This is a genomic window from Streptomyces sp. NPDC002602 (assembly GCF_042889445.1).
Taxonomy (GTDB): Bacteria; Actinomycetota; Actinomycetes; order Streptomycetales; family Streptomycetaceae; genus Streptomyces.
The window spans coordinates 876,487-899,081 of record NZ_JBIAQX010000002.1; the positions used below are offsets into that span (position 1 = coordinate 876,487).

Consider the following 22,595-nt stretch of genomic DNA (forward strand, 5'->3'; position numbering starts at 1 on the left):
AGATTCCTGCTACGCGGCGGACACGACCGGCGGCGTGACGCTGTAGCAGTCGGAGCAGGTCTCTTCACCGGAGGGCCAGTACTGGTCGGTGCGGGCCCCGAAGACGTCTGCCATGCGCTGCTTGGTCTGGTGGTAGATCGGCGCGTAGCCCTCGGCGGTGATCTCATTGGAAGGGACGTGACCTCGCATGATGTGAGTCCTCTCGGTCGTCGTTCGTGGTAGCCGCCGGGTGGCGACCGACGAGGTCGCCTCGGGCCGCACGCCCGCCGACCCTCGCCGTCCTCATGGAGCGCCTCGACTCCGTCTGGGACGCCCTCGCCTTCGACGCCCCCAGGGCTCGGTCATGGCGCGCTCCTCCAGGGTCCTGCGGCATGGACTGGGGGCAGCGGGACGCCGGCCGTGGGGAGTCTTCGGCGCGCCGCTGCTGGTATCCAGACAACGCCGCCGACGCCGGCGCGGGAAGGAAGTTTTGCTGAAGTTACCGGGCTCGGATTGACGGCTCTCGGCCACCCGATCGGAGTCAACCGCCAGACTGGCCGGCATGATGGAACTCAACGGAGCCCCAGCCGACCCCGAAGCCGTGAAGGCGCTCGCGTTGGTCAACTACGGGCACTTCACGTCGATGCGGGTGGATGACCAGCGTGTGCGGGGCCTGGCCTTGCACCTGAAGCGCTTGCAGCGTGATTGCCGTACGGTTTTCGCCGCCGAACTCGATATGGACCGTGTCCGCGAGTACGTCCGCCGGGTGGTCATCGGCCAGGACGGATCGTTTGTCGTCCGTGTCAGCATCTTCGATCCGGCCCTCGACATGGGGCACCCTTCTGCGCCGGCCACCCCGCATGTCCTGGTGACCAGCCGTCCGACGGGACAGCTTCCGATGCCGCCGATGCGGGTCAAGGCCGTTCCCTATGTGCGCGATGTCCCTGCGGTCAAGCACCTCGGCCTCTTCGGCGCCCTCCACGCGCGCCGTGCCGCGCAGTTGGACGGGTTCGATGACGCCCTGTTCTACGGACCGGATGAGCTGATCAGTGAGGGTGGCACCTGGAACGTGGGCTTCATCGACAACGACGGGACCGTGATCTGGCCCAAGGCCGAAGTCCTGCCCGGGGTCACGATGGCGCTCCTCCAGCAGCACCCGCACGTGGTCACACACGTCACACAGGAGGCCGCGTACGGGATGCGGGCCGCGTTCGCCACCAACACGAGCATCGGTGTGCGGGCCATCAGCGCGATCGACTCCACCCAGTTCCCGACGGAGCACCCGGCGCTGGCCGCCCTACGTGACGCCTACCTGGCCGCTCCTGGCGACCTCGTCTAGCAGGAGGCCGGGCATGGGGGTAGTGCGATGGACGGGGCGGGAGACGCGGGCCTTACGCATGGCCCTGCGGATGACCGTTCGCAAGTTCGCCGTCCATATCGGGGTCAGCGACCGCATGGTGTCTCACTGGGAGCGAGGCGGGGTCGGGATCGTCCCGCGCCCTTCCAACCAATCGGCGCTCGACACCTCGTTGTCCGTCGCGGGCACGGAGGTGCAGGAACGGTTCGCGGTCCTGATCACGGAGCAGGCCGCAGCAGCTGAGGACCAGCGCACGGAAATACTGCTTGCCGCCGACCCGCTCCAGTTCGTGCGGCACCCAGTGGACGCGAAGCTGATGGCGGCGGTTCCGGAGGGGATCTACCTGGGCGGTGATGCCGGTGAGACGACATGGCTCCCCTCCTTCCACATCGACGTGTTCCCCACCACGAACGCGGACTACTTCCGCTTCGTCTCTGCGACCGGGCACCCGCCCCCGCAGCACTGGGACGGGCCCCGCCATCCGAACAGCCTCTTTGATCACCCGGTGGTGTGGGTGACGTGGCGTGACGCTGCCGCCTACGCCGCATGGGCAGGGAAGGCCTTGCCGACATCGGACCAGTGGGAGAAGGCCGCTCGGGGGACAAAAGGCAACATCTACCCCTGGGGCAACAGCCCCACCGCAGCGAAGTGCAACGTCTCCGACTCCGGTATCGGACACACCACCCCTGTCAGCCGCTACCAGAGCGGTGCCAGCCCCTTCGGTGCCTACGACCTGTGCGGCAACGCGTGGGAATGGTGTGTCACCGAATCCTCACCCGGCCGCCGAGAGCTGAAGGGGAGCGCCTTCACCAGCCCCTTCGTGCGCGCCACGCCTTCCGCCTTCAACGACGCGTCCACCAGCATGAGCGACGAGGACACCGGCTTCCGCTGCGTCGCTGAGCACCTTTGATCATTCGATCCGGGAACGATGAAGCCCCGCCCGACGGATACACCACCGACCGGCAAGGGGTTTGGGGCTGTGCCCCCGCCCCCGGGCATGACAAAGGCCCCGCAGCCGGAGCCGCGGGGCCTTTGCCCACATGGGATGAGTGGAGATGGCGGGAATCGAACCCGCGTCCAACGGTGCAGAAGCAGGGCTTCTCCGAGCGCATTCCGCTGCGCTTTTCTCAGCCCCGGAGATCACACGGACAAGTCTCCGACGGGCTCAGTCACTGTTTGATTTCCCTCAAACCCCCGTGACCGGGGCTAGAGGTTTAGATCCCTAGTTGACGCCAGGATCCGGACCGGGACCACTTCCGGGCTGACGCTCCTCACAGAGGCTTCAGCTCACTGTTATTAGGCAGCGAGGGTGAAGCGGGAGTTATCGCTCTTGGAGTTGGCGATTATTGTTTGCGACATATGGTTTACGAGATCATTGCCGCTTCCTCGGCTCGCTTCCCCTACATCGACATCCGCTGTCGAAACCGATCATCCCCATGTTTTTTTATCAAGTGACCCCACCCGCGAGCGGGAGGCGCTGACGCCATCGTACGCGAAGTGGACCTCGGGATGCCAGGTGATTACACCGTGCCCCGCTGCTTGCGTCGGACGGCCGCCACGGCGCGGTTCGTCTCGCGGGTGTCCTGCTTCTCCCGCAGGGTCTGTCGCTTGTCGTACTCCTTCTTGCCCTTGGCCAGCGCGATCTCGACCTTCGCGCGGCCGTCCTTGAAGTACAGGGACAGGGGCACGATCGTGTGACCCGACTCCGACGACTTCGAGTCCAGCTTGTCGATCTCCTCCCGGTGCATCAGGAGCTTGCGCTTGCGCCGCGAGCTGTGGTTGGTCCACGTGCCCTGGCTGTACTCCGGCACGTGCACGTTGTACAGCCAGGCCTCGTTGCCCTCCATCGACACGAAGCCGTCCACCAGCGACGCCCGACCCTGACGCAGGGACTTGACCTCGGTGCCCGTGAGCACGAGACCGCACTCGTAGGTGTCGAGGATCGTGTAGTCGTGCCGCGCCTTCTTGTTCTGGGCGATCAGCTTGCGCCCTTTTTCCTTAGCCATAGTGCGGTCATTTTCGCACTACGGACCCACCCGAAGGCCACCCAATACCTTGCGGGCCCGCTCCTCGGTCCCCTCGGCCGCCGTGAGGTCCGGGTCGATGCCCCTGCCGTCGAGGCTGCGGCCCGCCGGCGTGCGGTACGTGCCGACCGTCAGCTCGGCCACCGAACCGTCCGGGAGTTCCGTCGGCATCTGCACCGAGCCCTTGCCGAAGGTGCGGCTGCCGACCGTCACCGCGCGACCCCGGTCCTGGAGGGCGCCGGCGACCAGTTCGGCGGCGCTCATCGTGCCGCCGTCGACCAGCGCCACCAGCGGCCGTGCGGTGTCCCCGCCCGGCTCCGCGTACAGGGCCCGCTCGGAGCCCCGTACGTCGTACGTCGCCACCAGACCGCCGTCGAGGAACGCGGAGGCCGCGGTCACCGCCTCGGTGACCAGGCCGCCCGGGTTCCCGCGCAGGTCCAGCATCAGGCCGGCGCCCGGCGGGACGGCGCGGACGGCGTCCCGCACCCGCTCCCCCGAACCCCGCGTGAACGAGGCGACCTTGATGACGGTGACACCGTCCGCGAGGCGGCGTACCGTCACCGGCTCGGCGCGCAGTTGCTGCCGGCGGACGGTCTCGGTGAAATCGGCGCCGGCCCGGCCGAGGCCCAGCACCACCGGGGTACCGGCCTCGCCGCGCAGGAGGGCCACCACGTCGGCGACCGACCGGCCCGTGACGCCCTTGCCGTCCACGCTCAGCAGCCGGTCGCCGGCCCGCAGCCCGGCCCGGGAGGCGGGGCTGCCGGGCTGCACCCGGTCCACCTCGATCCGGCCGTCGGCGCGGCGCTCGGCCCAGAGCCCGACGCCGGTCCAGCGGCCGTCCAGGTCCTCGGCGAAGGCCGCGTACTCGTTCTGGTCGTAGACCATGCCCCAGCGGTCGCCGCTGCGGCTGACGACGTCCTGGGCGGCCTTCTTGCCGGACTTGCCCGCGGCCGCGGCCTCGGCGGCGGCGCGCGCGACGGCGTCCCGGTCGGCGGTGCCCGCGGCGGGCGCGCCCGCCGCCTTGTCGTGCGTACGGGCCACCAGGACCCCCGCCGTGTCCACGGCGTCGGCACGGTCCCAGCAGCCGGTGCCCGCGGCGGTACCGACGGCCGCGAGGAAAGCCAACGTCAAAGCGGCCCCGCGACGCAGGTCACGGGGCCGGCGACAGAGAGGGGGTGGGCCCGGCATGGCGCCGAGTCTAGGACAAGCCCCGCGGCGGCACGGTGGGTTGACCGGACCGCACACGGGGCGCTTGTCACACCTTCAGGTACTTGCGCAACGCGATGAAGGCCGCCAAGGAGGGCATGAGCAGCCCGATGGCGAGCACCAGCGGCAGCTTGGTGAGGACGGAGTCCCAGCCGATGAAGTTGATCAACTCCAGCTTGTCGCGCAGCGTCACGCCGTGGTCGATCACGAAGTACTGGCCGGCGCCGAGCATCCCGCAGGCGAGCACCGCGCCGATGAGGCCGGCGACGGCCGCCTCCATGATGAACGGCACCTGGATGTAGAAGCTGGACGCGCCCACCAGCCGCATGATGCCGGTTTCCCGCCGACGGCTGAACGCGGAGACGCGCACCGTGTTGACGATCAGCAGCAACGCCACGATCAGCATGATCAACATGATGCCGAGCGCGGCCCAGTTGAGGGAGCCGAGCAGGCTGAAGAGGCTCTCGACCTCGCGGTTCTGGTCCTGGACCGACTGGACGCCCTCACGCCCCGAGAAGGCGCTGGTGATGACCCCGTACTGCTCCGGGTTCTTCAGCTTGACCCGGAAGGAGTCGGGCATCTGGTCCGGGGTGACGACCGAGGCCAGCGCGGTGTCCCCGTACCGCTCCTTGTAGTGCTTGAACGCCTCGTCGGAGGACTCGTACACGACGTTCTGGACGAGGTCGATCTTCTTCAGATCGGTCTCGATCTGCTTCTTCTGCGCATCGGTGACCGCGCCCTTCTCACAGGGCTGCTTGACCCGCTCCGGCCCGGCGTTGCCCTTGGCGGGATCGGGCTTGTTCGCATCGGGCTTCGCCGGGTCCGCGGCGGGCGTCTCGGCGGCCTTGGCGGCGTCGGTGGCGTCCTTGGCGTCGCTCTTGTTGCAGAGGTAGACCGTGACGTTGACCTTGCCGTACCAGTACCCCTTCATCGCGCTGACCTGGTCGCGCATGAGCAGGGAGCCACCGAACAGGGCCAGCGACAGGGCCACGGAGATGATGACCGCGAAGGTCATGGTGAGATTGCGACGGAGACCGACGCCGATCTCCGACATGACGAACTGGGCGCGCATGGCGTCCTTTCAGTGCTGGTAGCCGTAGACGCCGCGCGACTGGTCGCGCACGAGACGGCCCTGTTCGAGTTCGATGACGCGCTTGCGCATCTGGTCCACGATCTGCTGGTCGTGCGTCGCCATGATCACGGTGGTGCCGGTCCGGTTGATCCGGTCCAGCAGCTTCATGATGCCGACGGAGGTCTGCGGGTCGAGGTTGCCGGTCGGCTCGTCCGCGATCAGCAGGGCGGGCCGGTTGACGAAGGCGCGGGCGATGGCCACGCGCTGCTGCTCGCCGCCGGAGAGCTCGCCGGGCATCCGGCTCTCCTTGCCCCCCAGTCCCACCAGTTCCAGGACCTGCGGAACGGCCTTGCGGATCTCGCCGCGCGGCTTGCCGATGACCTCCTGCGCGAAGGCGACGTTCTCGGCCACCGTCTTGTTGGGGAGGAGCCGGAAGTCCTGGAAGACGGTCCCCAGCTGGCGCCGCATGTGCGGGACCTTCCAGTTGGAGAGCTTGGCGAGGTCCTTGCCCAGGACGTGGACCTGGCCGTGGCTCGCCCGCTCCTCGCGCAGCACCAGCCGCAGGAACGTGGACTTGCCGGAGCCGGAGGAGCCGACCAGGAAGACGAACTCGCCCTTCGCGATGTCCAGCGAGACATCTCTGAGTGCGGGGCGGCTCTGCTTCGGGTAGGACTTGGAGACACTGTCGAATCGGATCACGGGTGCACCACGGTCGCCGGGAGTAGGTGAGCGTGACCATACGCGAACGGGCGCGGGGTGTGGACCCGGCATCCGGACTTGACCGATATGTCCCGCGTCCCGGGGCGGCCCGATCGCGATTGCCCGGACGGGCCGCGCCGAATGTCGCGGAAGCCGGCACAGTGGTAGGGGGAACGGACCCGTCCCCCTTGCCGTTGTACCAGGGGACGAGAGGAGGAGCGCATGACATATGACCGGCTCGTGTGCGCGAACTGCGCCGCGCCCGTCAACCAGGGCCGCTGCCCCGTGTGCCGGGCGAACCGGGAGCGCCTCCAGCAGGAGAGCCCCTTCGCCGGCCTGAACCCCATGGCGCTCATCGCGCTTCTGGTGGTGCTGGTGGCAGCTCTGGCGCTGGTGGCCCAGACCGCGTAGTTCTTCCGCCGCGTCCCGATCGCACGCACGCGGAAGGGCCCGGACACCTGGGGTGCCCGGGCCCTTCCACGTTCACGCCCACCCGCCGTCGAGCGGTCCGGCGCTCTCGGGCGCGCTCTTAAGCGGTCTGCTCCTGCTGCTTGCGCCAGCGGATCCCGGCCTCCAGGAAGCCGTCGATCTCGCCGTCGAGCACCGCCTGCGGGTTGCCGACCTCGAACTCCGTCCGCAGGTCCTTGACCATCTGGTACGGGTGCAGGACGTAGGAGCGCATCTGGTTGCCCCAGGAGCTTCCGCCGTCCTTGAGGGCGTCCATCTTGTCCTTCTCCTCCTGGCGGCGCCGCTCCAGCAGCTTGGCCTGGAGCACGTTCATCGCGCTGGCCTTGTTCTGGATCTGCGAGCGCTCGTTCTGGCAGGAGACGACGATGCCGGTCGGGAGGTGCGTGATGCGCACGGCCGAGTCGGTCGTGTTGACGCCCTGGCCGCCGGGGCCGGAGGCGCGGTACACGTCGACGCGCAGCTCGGCCTCGTCGATCTCGACGTGGTCGCTGGTCTCGACGACCGGCAGCACCTCGACGCCCGCGAAGGAGGTCTGGCGGCGGCCCTGGTTGTCGAAGGGCGAGATCCGGACGAGGCGGTGGGTGCCCTGCTCGACGGAGAGGGTGCCGTAGGCGTACGGGGCCTTGACGACGAAGGTGGTCGACTTGATGCCGGCCTCCTCCGCGTAGGAGGTCTCGTAGATCTCGGTCGGGTAGCCGTGGCGCTCGGCCCAGCGCAGGTACATGCGCTGGAGGCGCTCGGCGAAGTCGGAGGCGTCGACGCCGCCGGCCTCGGCGCGGATGTTGACCAGGGCCTCGCGCTCGGCGTACTCGCCGGAGAGCAGGGTCCGGACCTCCATCTCGTCCAGCGCCTTGCGCACGGAGACCAGCTCGGTCTCCGCCTCCGCGAGGGTGTCCGCGTCGTCCATCTCCTGGGCGAGCTCGAAGAGCACGGAGAGGTCGTCGATGCGACCCCGGAGGGTCTCGGTCTTGCGGACCTCGGCCTGGAGGTGCGAAAGCTTGCTCGTGATCTTCTGGGCGGCCTCCGGGTCGTCCCACAGGGACGGCGCGGCGGCCTGCTCCTCGAGCACGGCGATATCTGCCCTCAGCTTGTCGAGGTCCAGGACGGCCTCGATCGACCCCATGGTCGAGGAGAGGGACTTCAGCTCTTCGGAAACATCGACGACTGCCACGGGTCCAGCGTAGCCGGTCGCGGGACGGCACTCTCCGGCCAGGCCGGCCGGGCCCGTACGGACATGCGCTCGCACGGGCGTACGCTCAGCATATGACTGTCCTCCTCGTGAAGCGCCGCCATGTGGACCACATGCGTGTCACCACCACGAGCTGTCTGCCGCCGGACCTCGCACGAGCCTGATCCACCCCGATCCGACTTCGGTCCTGTACGCGGACACGCGGCCCCGGCACCATCCCTGCCGACGGCCTGTCCTCACCCGCTGCCCCGCCATCTCTGGGGAACAGGACCCCGTGACATCCGAAACGGAGCCGTCATGCCGTCCGCGCACCCTTCCTCCTCCTCCCGTGCCGACTCTGGCACCACCTCCCTCGCGACCTCCCTCGCCGTCATCGACCTCTCCCGGGCCGACGACCCCGCCGAGCGCGAGGACTTCCTGCGGCAGTTGCACGCGGCCGCCCGGGACACCGGTTTCCTGTATCTGACCGGGCACGGGATCAGCGCGTCGGAAACCGCCCGCATCCTCGACCTGACCAGAGCCTTCTTCGCGCTCCCGGAGGCCGATCGGCTGGCCGTGAGCAACCTCAACTCCCCTCACTTCCGCGGCTACACCCGGATCGGGCACGAGCTGACCGGCGGCGCCTCCGACTGGCGGGACCAGTTGGACGTGGGCGCCGAGCGGCCGGCGCCGGTGGTCGGCCCGGACGACCCGGCGTTCCTGTGGCTGGAGGGCCCCAACCTGTGGCCGGCGGCCCTGCCGGAGCTCCGCACGGTCGTCCTGGAGTGGCAGTCCCGCCTCGCCGCGGTGGCGCACCGCCTGCTGCGGGAGCTGCTGACCTCGATCGGCGCCCCCGCGGACTTCTTCGACGAGGCCTTCGCGGACCGCCCCCACCTGCACACGAAGCTGATCCGCTACCCCGGGTCCGCCCCGACCGGAGCGGACCAGGGCGTGGGCGCGCACAAGGACTACGGCTTCCTGACGCTGCTGCTCCAGGACTCGGTGGGCGGGCTCCAGGTCGTGCGGGACGGGCGCTACGTCGACATCCCGCCGCTCCCGGGGGCCTTCGTGGTCAACCTGGGCGAGCTGCTGGAGATAGCGACGGAGGGCTACCTGCGGGCCACCGACCACCGGGTGGTGAGCCCGCCGGGGGCGCAGGAGCGCTTCTCGGTGCCGTTCTTCTACAACCCGCGGCTGGACGCGGTGGTGGAGACCGTCCCCGGCGCGTACCTGAGCGAGGCGCCGGGCGTGGCTCACGACGCGTCGAACCCGCTGCACGCCGAGTACGGCCGCAACGAGCTGAAGGGGTGGGTACGGGCCCACCCGACCGTGGCCCGGCGCTGGCACCCGGAGCTGGTCTCGGCGTAGGCCGTGCGCGGGCCGCGGTGCGGCCGGGGCGGGCGTACGCCGACCCGGCCCGCCCGCGTCCGGGGCGCGACCCGCGGCCGGCGCCCGGCTACGGGACGGCCGTGCCCGACTGCTTGCTGTCCTGCGGGGCGGGGGCGGCGTCCCCGTCGGACACCGCGAACCAGGTGCCCACCCCGACCGCCGCCACCAGCGCCACCGCCGACGCGGACAGCACGAGGCGGCGCTTGCGGACCGTCTCGGCCCGGTGTCGGGCCGAGCCGGGCCGGTGACCGCCCGCGGGGCGCGGTACCCGGGCGGTGCCCAGCGCGCCCCCGGCCAGTTCGTCCGGGCCGGGTACCCGCATCGAGGTGTGCGTGTCCCGGTTGGAGTCCGTCGCCGAGCCGGGCACCAGCGGCACCACGCCGCGCCGCCGTACCGGATCCGCGGACTTCTCCTCGGCCTGTTCCGGTTCCGCGTCGGTCTCGTCCGGCTCGTCCACGTCCAGGGGCGGGATCCCGGCCAGCATCGGCAGCAGGTCCCGCAGTCGGGTCGACAGTTCCGAGGCCCGCAACCGCGACGCCGGCGCCTTGGCGAGGCACTGCACCATGAGCTGCCACAGCTCCTCGGGGATGCCCGGCAGCGGTACGACGGTCTCGGTCACGTGCCGGCGCAGCACCGCCCCGGGGTGCCCGCCGCCGAACGGCGTGAATCCCGCGAGCAGCTCGTACAGCACCGTGGCCAGCGCGTAGATGTCGACGGCCGCGCGCGGCGGCAGGCCCTCCACGATCTCGGGGGCCAGGTAGTCGGGCGTGCCGATGATCCGGGTGGTGGGCGCCGAGGTCCGGCCTCCGGTGCTGCGGCGCGGCGAGTCGATCAGCTTCGCGACGCCGAAGTCGGTCAGCAGGGCCGGGTGGGCGCCGCCGGGGCCGAGCGGGCCCTGCATGTCGAGCAGGACGTTCTCCGGCTTGACGTCGCGGTGCACGACGCCCGCCGCGTGCGCGGCGGCCAGCGCGTCGGCGACGTCGGCGACGATGGCCACGGCCGCCTCGGGGGCGAGCCGTCGTTCGCGGTCGAGCCGCGTCCGCAGGTCCGTGCCGCGGACGAGGTCCATGACGAGGGCGAGGTCGTTGCCGTCGACGACGAGGTCGCGGACGGACACGACGTGGGGGTGTTCCAGGCCGAGCAGCGCGCTGCGTTCCTGGACGAACCGTCCGACCAGCTCCTGGTCGGACGCGAGGTCCTCGCGCAGCAGTTTGACGGCGACGGGGCCTTCCGGCCCCTCGCCCAGCCACACCGTGCCCGCGCTGCCGCGCCCAAGGATCTGGTGCGCGGTGTACCGGCTGCCGATCTTCCGTGCCACGACTGCTCCCTCAGCGGCTGGCGTACGCACCAAAGCTACGCGGCCGGGTGGGGGTTGAACGCCCCGCATCGCGGCGACCTTCACTTCTGCGGGCGAAATCACGTCCCAGAAGTCGACAAATCCACGAAGTCGGCGCCACGGGGGTGTCCCGAGCGTCTCCTGGTGGACCGTCAGCCGGCCGTCAGGGGGTGGATCCCCCGCCGGAGCCGCCTGCGGAGTCGCCGATGGCGGTGACCCAGTCGACCGCGTCCGAGCCCCACGTCCACACCTGGTCCCACCAGCCGCGTCCGGTGCCGACCCACTCCTGGAGCGGGGTGAGCTCCCAGACCAGCCAGCCCGCCACGAAGAACAGCAGGATCATGACCACACAGCCCTTGAGGCAGCCCAGGCCGGGGATCCGGACCGGGTTGGCACTGCGGCGACGCGGTTCGCGCGGCTCGCGCTGCTCGCGCGGGGCCTGCTGTCGGGGCGGCGGACCCTGGGGCCGGGTGGGCTGCTGGTACTGCGGCTGCTGCTGAGGCGGCTGCTGGTACTGCGGCTGGTGGACCGGCTGGTGCTGCTGCGGCTGCTGGTACTGCTGGGGCGGCGGGCCCTGGCGGTACGGCTGCTGCGGCGGCTGCTGGTACTGGGGCTGATGCGCGGGCGGCTGCTGGTACTGCTGCGGCGGCGGACCCTGGCGGTACGGCTGCTGCTGGGGTCGCTGCTGGGGCGGCGGGGGCGCCTGGCGCTGCGGGCGGCGGCGCAGCGGGTCCTCGCTCGGGTCGAGGTACTGCATCTGCGTCTGCTCGTTGCGGTCGCGGGCGGCCCGCATCTGCGACTGCCAGGGGTGCACCCCGTCCTGTACGGGCGGCATGACGGACGTCGGGTCCGCACCGCCCGCCCCGGTGGCGGGCAGCACGGAGGTGGCGTCGGCCGCGCCGACCGGCGGCAGGACGCTGGTCATGCCGTTCGGGTCGTAGGCGCCCATCGGGGAGCCGGCGCCGCCGGGGAGCGCCTGGCCCGCGTCCGCGACGCCGGGGGTCGCGGGGACCGGGGCGGGCGAGGGGTCGGGGGCGAGCAGCGCGGCGACGCCGAGCGCGGCCTCCACCTCGGCGGGCGAGGAGTGCACTCCGATGCCGGAGGCGACCACGCGCAGGCCGCGCGCCAGGCTCTGGGCGCTCGGGCGCTCGCCGGGCTCCTTGCGCAGGCAGCGCTCTATGACCGTCCAGAGCGGCTCGGGCAGGTTCGCGGGGCGCTGCGGGTCCTCGCTGAGGTGGCGGTGGAGCACTTCGAGCGCGGTGCCGCCGGCGAACGGCGGGCGGCCGGTGACCAGCTCGTAGAGCAGGATGCCGGCGCCGTAGATGTCGACGGCGGAGGTCTGGGGGCGGCCCTCGGCGGACTCGGGGGCCACGTAGGAGGGGGTGCCGACGAACTCGTGGGTGCGGGTCAGGCCCGGGGAGTCGGCGAGGCGCGCGATGCCGAAGTCGGTGAGCATCGGCTTCATCTGGCCGCCGCGTTCGTCCAGCAGGACGTTGGCGGGCTTCAGATCCCGGTGGACCACGCCGTCGGCGTGGCTGGCGGCGAGCGCGTCCGCGATCTGGGCGGTCAGCAGGCTCGCGGCGACGGGGCTGAAGGGACCGTTCTCGCGGATGTAGCGGTGCAGGTCCGGGCCGTCGATCAGGTCCATGACCAGGGCCAGCAGGTCGCCCTCGACGACGAGGTCGCGCGTGCGGACGATGTTGGGGTGGGTCAGGCGCAGCAGGACGGAGCGTTCCCGAAGGAAGCGCATCACGATGTCCGGGTCCTGGGCCAGTTCCTCCTTGAGGACCTTGATGGCCACGGTCTCGCCGGGCTGGCCGGCGACGGCGGCCTCCGCACCGGCGGTCTCCCGCTGGCGGGCACGCCAGACGGTGCCCGTGGCGCCGCGCCCGAGCGGCTCCTCGAGCAGGTATTTGCTGCCGACTGGCCGCACGTCTCGCGCTCCCCTGCTGTCGTCTGACTGTCGTCTGGTTTCGGCTGTTTCCGCCGTGGGTTTTCCGGCCCACTCTAGGGGGTGTCCCGGATGAAGACGCCGGGCATCGAAGGTTGGTTGCCGTACATATGTACGAAGAGTGAGTTTTACCGGGTATGCCGGAGGCGATTTTCCTTGGCTTTCGTCGACCCGGTTGTCCGTATGTGAGCGACGAGTGGTTCGGGTCACGATCGATCAAGATCATTTGTTGCCGGGTGCCGGGCGTGTTGTCCGCGACAGGTGCGAGGATGCACCCGTACGGAACGGCGGGGACGGGAGCCCCTCCTTCCGGCAGACCTGACCGGACGACGCGTCCGTGCCGGGTGGGGGGTCATCGGGCCGGCACGTCCCGCCGTTCCCCTGCCCGGCGCACGCACGTGCACTGCGCACCGCGCAGAAGGGACCGCTGACGGCGATGCAGATCCGGCTGACCGTCCTCGGGTCGCGCAGCGGCCACCAGACCTCCGGCGCGCCCGTCGGCTGCGACGTGCTCGTCACCGCGCCCGTCGGGACCGCGCTCGCCGCCGTCGCGTCCGGGCTCGCGGCGACCGTGGGCGGACCCGACACCGGGGGCACCGTCGTGCTGTACGCCGGTACGGAACGGCTCGACCTCCAGCGGCGGATCCTGGGCGAGCCGCCCCTGGTGGACGGGGCCGTCCTGGCCCTGCACGCGCCCGCCCCGGACGGACTGCCCGCGCTGCCCGAGGACGGGCCGGCCGCGCCCCAGCTCCACGTGGTCGCCGGTCCGGACGCGGGCGGGGTGCACCTGCTGCACCCCGGGGCGGTACGGATCGGACGCTCGGCCGACGCGGACGTGCCGCTGGACGACCCCGACGTGTCACGGCTGCACTGCGCGGTGACGGTGATGTCGGACGGGCGGGTGGCGGTGGCCGACCTCGGCTCCACGAACGGCACGACCCTGGACGGCGTCCCCGTCGGAGCGCGGACGGTGCCGCTGACACCGGGGGCACTGCTGCGGATCGGCGAATCGACCCTGCGGCTGGCGGCCCGGGGCGCGGCGCCGACGCTGCCCGTGGTGCCGGACCTGGAGGGACACCTGTCCCTGCCGGGCACCGCCGCCGTCCCGGGCGCTCCCGGCGCCGGCGCCGGCGCCGGCGTCGACTCCGGCACCGACGGCGCGGGCCCGGACGGTGCGAACGCGCCCCACGCGGGGGCGCGGACGCCCACCCACCAGCCGGCCCACCACCCCGCCCCGTCCCCCGGCGCCGGCCTCGCACACGATCTCCCCGACTCCGGCTCCGGCTCCGACGCGACCGGCGGCGGGCAGGGCGCGGCCCCCGCGTTCGAACCCCGACGGCGCGGCATCGGGGCGTGGGCGCGCAAGTGGGTACGGGGCGAGGACATCGCCGAGCCGGCCGCCGAGGACGAGCCCGCCCCGACCGCGCGCCCCGCCGCCGACGACCCCGCCACCCTGCTCCTCGCCGCCCTCGGGCCCACCGGGCGGCTCTGGTCCCGTCCCCCGGGCGCCCTCGACGTCGGGCTCGGCGCCGGCAGCCGGGTCGAGCTCCGCGAGGCCGGGGCACTGGGAATCGCCGGTCCGCGGGCCCGCCTCACCGGCGTGGCCCGGTCCGTGATCGCCCAACTCGCCGGACTGCACGCGCCGGGCCGGCTGGAGATCGTGCTGGTCTGCGCAGGTCGCGGTCGTGGCCTCCAGGAGCGGCGCGCCGACTGGGGCTGGCTCGGCTGGCTGCCGCACGTGCGGCCCGCGCACGGCCAGGACTGCCGGCTGCTCCTCGCGTTCGACCGCGACCAGGCCGCCGCCCGCACCGGTGAGCTGACCCGCCGGCTCGACGAGGGCCCGCTCGGCGCCGGTTGGGCGTCCGCCGGGCCGGAGGCGGTGCGACGGGCCGCGAGCGCGTACGAGGGCCCGTACACGCTCCTCGTCCTCGACGGTGACCCGGGCACGGGGCAGCTGCGCGATGTCACCGGACGGTTGGCCTCGCACGGGCCCGCCGCCGGCATCCATGTCCTGGCCCTCGCGGAGGCGCCGGCCGCGACGCCGGCGAGCCCGGTCTCCGACACGTACGAGACGGCCTGCTCGGGCTCCCCCGCGTTCCGGGACTGCGGGACGGTCGCCCTGCTCAGCGGTGACGTCGCCACCGCCGTACGGACCTTCGCGGTCGTCGGCGGCAGACCCGTCCCGCCCGGGACGACCGCCGTGGCCGACGCCGTGTCCGCGGCGTGGGCGGAGCGGTTCGCCCGCGCCCTCGCCCCGCTGCGCGCGGAGTCCACCGGCGCCGAGGCCCAGCGGCCGGCGACCGCCTCGCTGCCGCAGACGGCGCGGCTCCTGGACGAGTTGGGTCTGGCGCGGGCCACCCCGGCGTCGCTGATGGCCCGTTGGGCGGCGGGCACGGAACAGGGCCAGGGTGTCGGCGGGCTCGCCGAGGTGGTGCTGGGTACCGGCCGGCGCGGGGCTGTCGGGGCCGAGCTGGTCCACGACGGCCCCCACCTGTTGATCGAGGGGCCCGCCGGCAGCGGCCGGACCGAGCTGCTGCGCTCGGTGGCCGCCTCGCTGGCCGCCGCGGCCCGCCCCGACAGGCTGGGGCTCCTGCTGCTCGACGGCGCCGGCGGCGAGCGGGGCGACGGGTTGCTGCCCTGTACCGAGTTGCCGCACGTCTCGGCACACCTCGTGGCCTCGGACCCGGTGCGGATGCGGGAGTTCGCGCAGGCGCTGGGCACCGAACTCAAGCGCCGGCACGAGCTGTTGGACGGGGTGCCGTTCAGCGAGTGGCACGCCCGGCGGGAGGTGTCCGACCGGATGGTCGCGCCCCGCCGGCCCGCTCCCGGCGAGCTGAGCGGCGATCTCGACCCGCAGCGTTCGGGGACCCTGCGGCTGCGTTCCGCCGCCGCCCGCACCGATCCCGCGCCCGGTCCGGGTCCGCTGCCCCGACTGGTGCTGCTGGTGGACGACTTCGACGCGCTGGTCGCGCCGGGCCTCGGCAGCACGGGCCGTCCCGCCGCCGGTTCGGTGGTCCGGATCCTGGAGGGGGCGGCCCGCGAGGGTGCCCGGCTCGGGGTGCACCTGGTCGCCACCACCGCCCGCCCGGACCGCACGGCCGACACCGAACTGTCCCGCCTCGCCCGGCTGCGGGTCGAGCTGGACGCCCCTGACCAGCCCGGACCCGGACGCGGTGCGCTCCGGTACGCGGACGGTCGGGCGGTTCCGTTCCAGGGCGGCCGGGTCACCGGTCGGATCCCGCGGACGGCGACGTCGAGGCCGACCGTGGTCCCGGTGGAGTGGGAGCGGATGGGTGATCCTCCGGCCCGCCGCCCGGTCCGTGAGCTGGGCAACGGGCCCACCGACCTGGCGCTGTTGGCCAGCGCCCTGGAACGGGCGTCGCGCCTGGTCTCGGCGACGCCGGTACGGTTCCCGGCCGCCCCGTAGACACCCGCCCGCCCCGCCGGCACCGCGCGCGGCGGGTCCCCCGGGCCGCCCGCGCACGCCGTTTCCCCGCTCCCGCACGCCCCGACGCGGTATTGCGGGGGTGCGCGGGTCGGCGTAGACCTTGTGGCACGGGACACACCATCAAGGCCGGACGGGCATCGGGGGCACAACCATGCGCAGTCAGCGGGGAACCAGCCGTACGAAGAGCCGCAGGAAGCACCTCAGAAGCCGTACGAGGAGCCGCGCGTGGGCCGCGTTGATCGCGGCGGGCGCGCTCGCGCTCACCGGGTGCGGCGGCGGGGACAAGAAGGACGGGACCCCGTCCTCCGGCGAGGCGCCGACCGGGCCCCGGGTGGAATTACCCCGTCTGGCCGGGGAGAAGCTCGAGGTCGCGGCGGTCTGGACGGGTCCGGAACAAGCCAATTTCACGAAGGTGTTGAAGGAGTTCGAGAAGCGGACCGGCGCCACCGTGACGTTCGTCCCGGCGCAGGATCCGATCGTCACCTTCCTCGGTACGAAGATCGCGGGTGGCGCCCCGCCGGACGTGGCCCTGCTCCCCCAGGTCGGGGCGCTGGTGTCCGCGGTGGAGAAGAAGTGGGCGCAGCCGGTGGGGCCGGAGGCCAAGGCCCAGCTCGACAAGAACTACTCGGACGGGTGGAAGAAGCTCGGAGCGGTCGACGGCGCCCAGTACGGCGTGTACTACAAGGCGGCCAACAAGTCGCTGATCTGGTACAACGCCAAGGCCTTCGAGGCGGCGGGCGTGCAGCCCCCGAAGACGTGGAAGGACCTGTTGACGGCGGCCGACACGCTGTCCGCCTCCGGCACCCCGGCGGTGTCGGTGGCCGGCGCGGACGGCTGGACGTTGACGGACTGGTTCGAGAACGTCTACCTCTCCCAGGCCGGCCCGGAGCTGTACGACAAGCTGGCGAAGCACGAGATCAAGTGGACGGACGACAGCGTCAAGCGGGCGCTGACGACCCTGGGCGAGCTGTTCGGCCGCAAGGACTTCCTGGCGGGCGGGCCGAGCGGGGCCCTGTCCACGGAGTTCCCGAAGTCGGTGACGCAGACCTTCACCGGTGGCGACCGGCCGGCGGCGGCGATGGTCTTCGAGGGCGACTTCGTGGCGGTGAACATCGCGCAGACCGGGGCGAAGGTCGGCGAGGAGGCCCTGGTGTTCCCCTTCCCGGCGGTCGGCGACAAGGCCCCGGTGGTCTCGGGCGGTGACGTGGCGGTCGCGCTGAAGCCCTCGAAGGGCGCGCAGGCGCTGCTGACGTTCCTGGCGTCGGCGGACGCCGCGGAGATCCAGGCCCGCGAGGGCGGTTTCGTCTCCCCGAACAAGTCGGTGAACCCGGCGGCCTACCCGAACGCCATCCAGCGCGACATCGCGAAGGCCTTGATCGCGGCCGGCGACGACTTCCGCTTCGACCTGTCGGACCAGGCTCCGGCGGCCTTCGGTGGGACCCCGGGCGCGGGCGAGTGGAAGCACCTCCAGGACTTCCTGGCGAACCCGTCGGACGTGGCGGGCACCCAGGCGAAACTGGAGAGTGACGCGGCCAAGGCGTACGGGAACTGACCGGTGGCCACCAAAGTCGCCACGGGGGCCGAGGTCGTCGGTGCGACGGGCGGCGCCGGGCGCGGGGGTTCCGCGGAGGCCCGGCGCCGCCGGCTGATCGCGGCGGCGTTCCTCCTGCCGGCCCTGCTGCTGCTCGGCGCGCTCGTCGTTCACCCGATCGGCTACTCGGTCTACCGCAGCTTCTTCGACCGCTCCGGCGACAGCTTCGTGGGCGGCGGCAACTACCGGGAGATCCTGGCCGACGACACGATCCGCACCGCGCTGAGGAACACCGCGATCTGGGTGGTGCTGGCCCCCACGACGGCCACCGCCCTCGGGTTGATCTTCGCGGTGCTCACCGAGCGGGTCCGTTGGGGGACGGCGTTCAAGCTGCTCGTGTTCATGCCGATGGCGATCTCCATGCTGGCGGCGGGCATCATCTTCCGGCTCGTGTACGACCACGACCCCGACCGGGGCGTGGCCAACGCGGTGTGGGTGGGGGTGCACGACACCTTCGCGGAGGCCTCGGCGTTCCCGAAGGCCCGCCCGGGCCGGGACTCGCCGCTGGCGCCGGCCGAGGGGGGCGGGTACGTGACGCGCGATCCCGTACGGGCGGGCGTGCCTGCGCTGCTCCCGCTGGTCGGGGTGGCCCCGGAGGCACTGCCCGAGGGAACCCGCACCGCGCGGCCCGCCGCCGCCGAGCCCGGCAAGGTCACCGGGACCGCCTGGCAGGACTTCACCCGGGGCGGGGGCGGTCGGACGAACACCGTGGACCCGACCGAGTCGGCGTTCGCCGGGATGCGGATCGAGGCGGTGAGGGACGGCGCGGTGGTCGACTCGGCGTCGGCCCGCGCCGACGGCACGTTCACCCTGTCCGAGCGGGCCGACGGGGCGCTGCTGCGGCTGCCCGCCTCGAACTTCCGGGAGGCCTACGCGGGGGTCCAGTGGCTGGGTCCGACGCTGGTGACCCCGGCGATCATCGGCGCGTACGTGTGGATGTGGGCCGGTTTCGCGATGGTGTTGATCGGGGCCGGGTTGGCGGCCGTACCGCGTGAGCTGTTGGAGGCGGCGCGGGTGGACGGGGCGAGCGAGTGGCAGGTGTTCCGGCGGATCACCGTCCCGCTGTTGGCGCCCGTCCTGGCGGTGGTCCTGGTCACGCTGGTCATCAACGTGATGAAGGTCTTCGACCTGGTCTTCGTGATCGCGCCGGGCGCGGTCCAGGACGACGCGAACGTGCTCGCGTTCCAGCTGTACCGCACGTCCTTCGGCACGAACGCCGACCCGGGGCTGGGCAGCGCCATCGCCGTGCTGCTGTTGGTGCTGGTGGTGCCCGTGATGCTCTACAACATTCGCCGGATGCGCCGGGAGGCCCGCCGATGAACGCACGGTCCCTCGCCTCCCGGGCGGCCGGCGGGGTGCTGCGGGTCTTCCTGATCCTCGCCGGCCTGTTCTGGCTGGTGCCCACCCTCGGGCTGTTGATCTCCTCCTTCCTCTCCCCGACCGGCCTCAACGAGGGCGGCTGGTGGCAGGCGCTGAGCGCGCCGTCACGGCTGACGGCCGACAACTACGCACGTCTGCTGGCCGACGACACGATCACCGGCTCGCTGCTGAGCACCGTCGCGATCGCCGTTCCGGCGACCCTGCTCGTCCTGGTGTTGGGGGCGTTCGCCGGGTACGCCTTCGCCTGGTTGGAGTTCCCGGGCCGGGACTGGCTGTTCCTGATCGTGGTGGGGCTGCTGGTGGTCCCCGTCCAGGTGGCCCTGATCCCGGTGTCGGAACTCTTCGGCGCCATCGGCCTGTTCGAGACCACGGCCGGGGTGGTGCTGTTCCACACGGCCTTCGGGCTGCCGTTCGCGGTGTTCCTGTTGCGGAACTTCTTCGCGGAGATCCCGCGCGAGCTGTTGGAGGCGGCCCGTCTCGACGGGGCGGGTGAACTGCGCCTGTTCGCGCGGGTGGTGCTGCCGCTCGGCGGTCCGGCGATCGCCTCGCTCGGCATCTTCCAGTTCCTGTGGGTGTGGAACGACATGCTGGTGGCGCTGGTCTTCGCGGACTCGGCGAACCCGCCGATCACGGTGGCGCTCCAGCAGCAGGTGCGCCAGTTCGGGAACAACATCGACGTGCTGGCGCCCGGCGCGTTCCTGTCGATGCTGGTACCGCTGGTGGTCTTCTTCGCCTTCCAACGGCAGTTCGTCTCGGGGGTGATGGCCGGGGCGATCAAATGACCGGACCGTGATCACGGGGCCGGCCCGTGACCACCGGGCCGGACCGTGATCACGGGGCCGGTCCACGAGCACCGGCCGGCGTGAGTGGTCGGGGCGGCAGGGCGTCGGGGCGGGCCTGTGGCCGCAGGGGCGACGGGGGCCAGTGCTGTGGCCGGAAAGGTTTGCCGGACCTTTCCGGTCACAGCACTAGGCCGTGAGGCCCGCGACGACCGAGCGGGCCAGCTCGTCGAGGTAGGGCCCCGCCACGGGTTCGCGTACCACGACCTGCCGCCAGTACAGCGGCCCGATCGCCAGGTCGAGGGCCCTCGACGGGTCGGTCCCGGCGGCCAGTTCGCCCCGCGCGACGGCCTCGGAGACGATCCCCTCCGCCATCCGCCGCTCCCCTTCCAGGAGGGCTCCGCGCACGGCGTCCGCGAGCTCCGGGTTCCGCGCCGCCTCGACGAGCAGGTCGGGGATCACGGCGGAGGCGACCTGATGGCTCAGCAGGTGGGACATGACCTCCAGCAGGGCTCGTACGTCGCCGTACAGGGAGCCCGTCGCGGGCGCGGGCAGCCCGTCCACGGCGAAGGCGGCCACGAGGTCCAGGACCAGGTGCAGTTTGGACTTCCACCGCCGGTAGACGGCGGTCTTGCCGACGCCGGCCCGGCGGGCGACGGCCTCGATGGACATCCGGGCGAAGCCGACCGCCGCGAGTTCCTCCAGCACGGCCGCCCGGATCGCCTCGGTGACGTCCTCGCGCAGTACGGCGGCCCCGGCGGGGGCCCGGCGGGCGGGGGCGGGGGCGGGCTCGGTGGTCATGCCCAGAGCATAGCCGCGCACGCCGCCACCCGCACGTCACGACGATACGGTTGCGTTCCGACGTCCCGCGCTCTAGCCTCGCCGTAGCGACGATACGGTCCCGTTCCGTCGTCGCCCGAGTCCGAACCCTTCGAAAGCGCGCCCCGTGAACAGCGCGCCCCGTCGAAAGCGACCCCCGTGACCGCGACCCCCGTGATCCACCACGCCCCCTCGCCGGCGGAGTCGGCGGCGGCCCACGGCCTGACCGTGAGCGGCGCCCGGCCCTCCCTCCCCCGCTACGTCGCGGAGCTCTGGGGTCGGCGCCACTTCGTGACGGCCCTCGCCACCGCCCGGATGCACGCCACGTACAGCACGGCCCGGCTCGGGCAGGTCTGGCACCTCGTGACCCCCCTGCTGAACGCGGCCGTCTACTACCTCGTCTTCGGCATCGTGATGAAGGCCCGCCACGGCGTGCCCGACTATGTGCCGTTCCTGCTCACCGGCGTCTTCGTCTGGGACTTCATCGGCAGCTCCGTCAACGCCGGCACCCGCGCCGTACACGGCAACCTCGGCCTGGTCCGCGCCCTGCACTTCCCGCGCGCGAGCCTGCCCGTCTCGACCGTCGTCCAGCTCTTCCAGCAACTCCTCGTCACCATGGGCGCGCTGGTCGTGCTGCTCCTGGCCTTCGGGCAGACCCCCGGCCCGGCCTGGCTCCTGGCCGTGCCCGCCCTGGTCCTGATGGCCGTCTTCTGCACCGGCTGCGCCCTGGTCATGGCCCGCGTCGGCGCCAAGAATCCGGACGTCAGCCAGCTCATGCCGTTCGTCCTGCGCACGTGGATGTACTCCTCGGGCGTGATGTGGTCCATCGACCAGATGCTCGGCAAGGACCACCTGCCGCACTGGGTCGAGACGGCCCTGAAACTCAACCCCGCCGCCCTCTACATCGACCTCGTGCGCTTCGCCCTGATCGACGGCTTCAAGGCGGCATCGCTCCCGCACCACGTCTGGCCGCTCGCGATCGGCTGGGCCCTGCTCGCCGGCGTCGGCGGGTTCGTCTACTTCTGGAAGGCAGAGGAGGAGTACGGCCGTGGCTGACCTCTCGATCCCGACCCGCACCACGCCCACCCCGGGGGCCCCGGCTCCCGACACCCGCGTCCCGACCGTCATCGCGGACGAGGTCCACGTGGTCTACAAGGTCCACGGCGCCGCCGGCCCCAAGGGCGGCGCGGTCGCCGCCCTCGGCCGGATCCTCTCCCGCCGGGCCGTCCCCGCCGTCCGAGAGGTGCACGCCGTCCGGGGCGTCAGCCTCACCGCGTACCGGGGCGAGGCCATCGGTCTGATCGGCACCAACGGCTCGGGAAAGTCCACCCTGCTCAAGGCGATCGCCGGCCTCCAGCCGGTGACGAGCGGCGCCGTCTACTCGCACGGGCAGCCCTCCCTGCTCGGGGTGAACGCCGCCATGATGAACGACCTGACCGGCGAGCGGAACGTGGTCCTCGGCGGCCTCGCGATGGGCATGACCCGCCGGCGGATCCGCGAGCGCTACCAGGACATCGTCGACTTCTCCGGGATCAACGAACGGCAGGACTTCATCTCCCTGCCGATGCGCACCTACTCCTCCGGCATGGGCGCCAGGCTGCGGTTCTCCATCGCCGCCGCCAAGGACCACGACGTGCTGATGATCGACGAGGCCCTGGCCACCGGGGACGCCGGGTTCCAGCGCCGCAGCCAGGCCCGCATCGAGGAACTGCGCGAGCGGGCGGGCACCGTCTTCCTCGTCAGTCACGGCATCGGCACGATCCGCGCCACCTGCGACCGGGCCATCTGGTTGGAGTCGGGCGTGCTGCGCATGGACGGCCCGTCCGGCGAGGTCTGCGACGCGTACGAGGCCTTCACCCGGACGAAGTGAGCCCACCGACGCCGAAGGGGCGCCCGGGCCGGTGAGAACCGGCCCGGGCGCCCCTCTCG

The 22,595-nt window shown here is 72.1% G+C and carries 19 protein-coding genes and 1 other RNA gene; 10 read left to right on the forward strand and 10 right to left on the reverse strand.

Annotation, left to right across the window (positions count from 1 at the left end):
* Positions 1–9: 9 nt before the first annotated feature.
* Positions 10–189 (reverse strand): hypothetical protein, encoded by a 180-nt coding sequence (locus tag ACFYW3_RS09325; protein ID WP_389385949.1) that lies wholly within the window; start codon positions 187–189, stop codon positions 10–12.
* A 352-nt stretch (positions 190–541) separates the two neighbouring features.
* Between ACFYW3_RS09325 and ACFYW3_RS09330 the strand changes: the two genes are divergently transcribed.
* Complete coding sequence (locus tag ACFYW3_RS09330; RefSeq protein WP_389385950.1) at positions 542–1,318, forward strand: aminotransferase class IV family protein; 777 nt, start codon at positions 542–544, stop codon at positions 1,316–1,318.
* Positions 1,319–1,388: 70 nt separating this feature from the next.
* Positions 1,389–2,246 (forward strand): SUMF1/EgtB/PvdO family nonheme iron enzyme, encoded by an 858-nt coding sequence (locus ACFYW3_RS09335; RefSeq protein ID WP_389385951.1) that lies wholly within the window; start codon positions 1,389–1,391, stop codon positions 2,244–2,246.
* 137 nt (positions 2,247–2,383) lie between these two features.
* Here ACFYW3_RS09335 and ssrA read toward each other — a convergent pair.
* The 5 genes from ssrA to ftsE form a co-directional block, all read right to left on the reverse strand.
* Positions 2,384–2,772: a transfer-messenger RNA gene (gene ssrA, locus ACFYW3_RS09340) on the reverse strand.
* A gap of 84 nt (positions 2,773–2,856) precedes the next feature.
* The gene (gene smpB / locus ACFYW3_RS09345) at positions 2,857–3,342 is read right to left on the reverse strand and encodes an SsrA-binding protein SmpB (RefSeq protein WP_053679392.1); all 486 of its coding nucleotides are present in this window, start codon (positions 3,340–3,342) and stop codon (positions 2,857–2,859) included.
* Between the two features lie 18 nt (positions 3,343–3,360).
* Positions 3,361–4,548 carry a S41 family peptidase gene (locus ACFYW3_RS09350; RefSeq protein WP_351754044.1) on the reverse strand — a complete coding sequence of 396 codons (1,188 nt, stop codon included), beginning with the start codon at positions 4,546–4,548 and terminating at the stop codon, positions 3,361–3,363.
* 67 nt (positions 4,549–4,615) lie between these two features.
* Positions 4,616–5,638 carry a permease-like cell division protein FtsX gene (ftsX, locus tag ACFYW3_RS09355; RefSeq protein WP_389385952.1) on the reverse strand — a complete coding sequence of 341 codons (1,023 nt, stop codon included), beginning with the start codon at positions 5,636–5,638 and terminating at the stop codon, positions 4,616–4,618.
* A 9-nt stretch (positions 5,639–5,647) separates the two neighbouring features.
* Positions 5,648–6,337 (reverse strand): cell division ATP-binding protein FtsE, encoded by a 690-nt coding sequence (gene ftsE, locus ACFYW3_RS09360; protein ID WP_053679398.1) that lies wholly within the window; start codon positions 6,335–6,337, stop codon positions 5,648–5,650.
* A 222-nt stretch (positions 6,338–6,559) separates the two neighbouring features.
* Between ftsE and ACFYW3_RS09365 the strand changes: the two genes are divergently transcribed.
* A complete protein-coding gene (locus tag ACFYW3_RS09365) occupies positions 6,560–6,748 on the forward strand; it encodes a hypothetical protein (RefSeq protein ID WP_053679400.1) in 189 nt (62 codons plus the stop codon).
* 118 nt (positions 6,749–6,866) lie between these two features.
* Here ACFYW3_RS09365 and prfB read toward each other — a convergent pair whose 3' ends face one another.
* On the reverse strand, positions 6,867–7,976 hold the full coding sequence (gene prfB / locus ACFYW3_RS09370) for a peptide chain release factor 2 (protein WP_329444863.1): 1,110 nt from the start codon (positions 7,974–7,976) through the stop codon (positions 6,867–6,869).
* Between the two features lie 315 nt (positions 7,977–8,291).
* Here prfB and ACFYW3_RS09375 point away from each other — a divergent pair, with 315 nt between their 5' ends.
* Positions 8,292–9,341: a 2-oxoglutarate and iron-dependent oxygenase domain-containing protein gene (locus tag ACFYW3_RS09375; protein WP_351754049.1), complete on the forward strand. Its 1,050-nt coding sequence runs from the start codon at positions 8,292–8,294 to the stop codon at positions 9,339–9,341.
* An 88-nt stretch (positions 9,342–9,429) separates the two neighbouring features.
* Here the strand turns inward: ACFYW3_RS09375 and ACFYW3_RS09380 are convergent, their stop codons facing one another.
* Together ACFYW3_RS09380 and ACFYW3_RS09385 are read right to left on the reverse strand one after the other, a co-directional pair.
* On the reverse strand, positions 9,430–10,680 hold the full coding sequence (locus tag ACFYW3_RS09380; RefSeq protein ID WP_351754051.1) for a serine/threonine-protein kinase: 1,251 nt from the start codon (positions 10,678–10,680) through the stop codon (positions 9,430–9,432).
* 181 nt (positions 10,681–10,861) lie between these two features.
* Entirely contained in the window at positions 10,862–12,631 is a 1,770-nt protein-coding gene (locus ACFYW3_RS09385; RefSeq protein WP_389385953.1) for a serine/threonine-protein kinase, read from the reverse strand.
* Between the two features lie 454 nt (positions 12,632–13,085).
* On the opposite strand from ACFYW3_RS09385, the gene ACFYW3_RS09390 reads away from it, so the two are divergent.
* The 4 genes from ACFYW3_RS09390 (at position 13,086) to ACFYW3_RS09405 (ending at position 19,850) form a co-directional block, all read left to right on the forward strand.
* Positions 13,086–16,076, forward strand: coding sequence for an FHA domain-containing protein (locus tag ACFYW3_RS09390; protein ID WP_389385954.1), 2,991 nt, complete (start codon positions 13,086–13,088; stop codon positions 16,074–16,076).
* A 172-nt stretch (positions 16,077–16,248) separates the two neighbouring features.
* Positions 16,249–17,649, forward strand: coding sequence for an ABC transporter substrate-binding protein (locus tag ACFYW3_RS09395; RefSeq protein ID WP_389385955.1), 1,401 nt, complete (start codon positions 16,249–16,251; stop codon positions 17,647–17,649).
* Between the two features lie 93 nt (positions 17,650–17,742).
* Entirely contained in the window at positions 17,743–19,008 is a 1,266-nt protein-coding gene (locus tag ACFYW3_RS09400; RefSeq protein ID WP_389385988.1) for an ABC transporter permease subunit, read from the forward strand.
* On the forward strand, positions 19,005–19,850 hold the full coding sequence (locus ACFYW3_RS09405; RefSeq protein ID WP_351754061.1) for a carbohydrate ABC transporter permease: 846 nt from the start codon (positions 19,005–19,007) through the stop codon (positions 19,848–19,850). The genes ACFYW3_RS09400 and ACFYW3_RS09405 overlap by 4 nt, the downstream gene beginning before the upstream one ends.
* A 186-nt stretch (positions 19,851–20,036) precedes the next feature.
* On the opposite strand, the gene ACFYW3_RS09410 is transcribed toward ACFYW3_RS09405, so the two are convergent.
* On the reverse strand, positions 20,037–20,648 hold the full coding sequence (locus ACFYW3_RS09410; protein WP_389385956.1) for a TetR/AcrR family transcriptional regulator: 612 nt from the start codon (positions 20,646–20,648) through the stop codon (positions 20,037–20,039).
* A 177-nt stretch (positions 20,649–20,825) separates the two neighbouring features.
* Between ACFYW3_RS09410 and ACFYW3_RS09415 the strand changes: the two genes are divergently transcribed.
* Both ACFYW3_RS09415 and ACFYW3_RS09420 read left to right on the forward strand, forming a co-directional pair.
* Positions 20,826–21,722 (forward strand): ABC transporter permease, encoded by an 897-nt coding sequence (locus tag ACFYW3_RS09415; RefSeq protein WP_351754066.1) that lies wholly within the window; start codon positions 20,826–20,828, stop codon positions 21,720–21,722.
* A 7-nt stretch (positions 21,723–21,729) separates the two neighbouring features.
* Entirely contained in the window at positions 21,730–22,536 is an 807-nt protein-coding gene (locus ACFYW3_RS09420; protein WP_351754113.1) for an ABC transporter ATP-binding protein, read from the forward strand.
* Positions 22,537–22,595: the final 59 nt, after the last annotated feature.

Excerpts from the sequence above, each read along its gene's own strand:
- ACFYW3_RS09335 (WP_389385951.1), top strand. The coding sequence starts at position 1,389 with ATGACCGTTCGCAAGTTCGCCGTCCATATCGGGGTCAGCGACCGCATG.
- ACFYW3_RS09365 (WP_053679400.1), top strand. The coding sequence starts at position 6,560 with ATGACATATGACCGGCTCGTGTGCGCGAACTGCGCCGCGCCCGTCAAC.
- ACFYW3_RS09410 (WP_389385956.1), bottom strand. The coding sequence starts at position 20,648 with ATGACCACCGAGCCCGCCCCCGCCCCCGCCCGCCGGGCCCCCGCCGGG.
- ACFYW3_RS09395 (WP_389385955.1), top strand. The coding sequence starts at position 16,249 with ATGCGCAGTCAGCGGGGAACCAGCCGTACGAAGAGCCGCAGGAAGCAC.
- ACFYW3_RS09350 (WP_351754044.1), bottom strand. The coding sequence starts at position 4,548 with ATGCCGGGCCCACCCCCTCTCTGTCGCCGGCCCCGTGACCTGCGTCGC.
- ACFYW3_RS09375 (WP_351754049.1), top strand. The coding sequence starts at position 8,292 with ATGCCGTCCGCGCACCCTTCCTCCTCCTCCCGTGCCGACTCTGGCACC.
- ftsX (WP_389385952.1), bottom strand. The coding sequence starts at position 5,638 with ATGCGCGCCCAGTTCGTCATGTCGGAGATCGGCGTCGGTCTCCGTCGC.
- ACFYW3_RS09390 (WP_389385954.1), top strand. The coding sequence starts at position 13,086 with ATGCAGATCCGGCTGACCGTCCTCGGGTCGCGCAGCGGCCACCAGACC.
- ACFYW3_RS09405 (WP_351754061.1), top strand. The coding sequence starts at position 19,005 with ATGAACGCACGGTCCCTCGCCTCCCGGGCGGCCGGCGGGGTGCTGCGG.
- smpB (WP_053679392.1), bottom strand. The coding sequence starts at position 3,342 with ATGGCTAAGGAAAAAGGGCGCAAGCTGATCGCCCAGAACAAGAAGGCG.
- ACFYW3_RS09330 (WP_389385950.1), top strand. The coding sequence starts at position 542 with ATGATGGAACTCAACGGAGCCCCAGCCGACCCCGAAGCCGTGAAGGCG.
- ACFYW3_RS09325 (WP_389385949.1), bottom strand. The coding sequence starts at position 189 with ATGCGAGGTCACGTCCCTTCCAATGAGATCACCGCCGAGGGCTACGCG.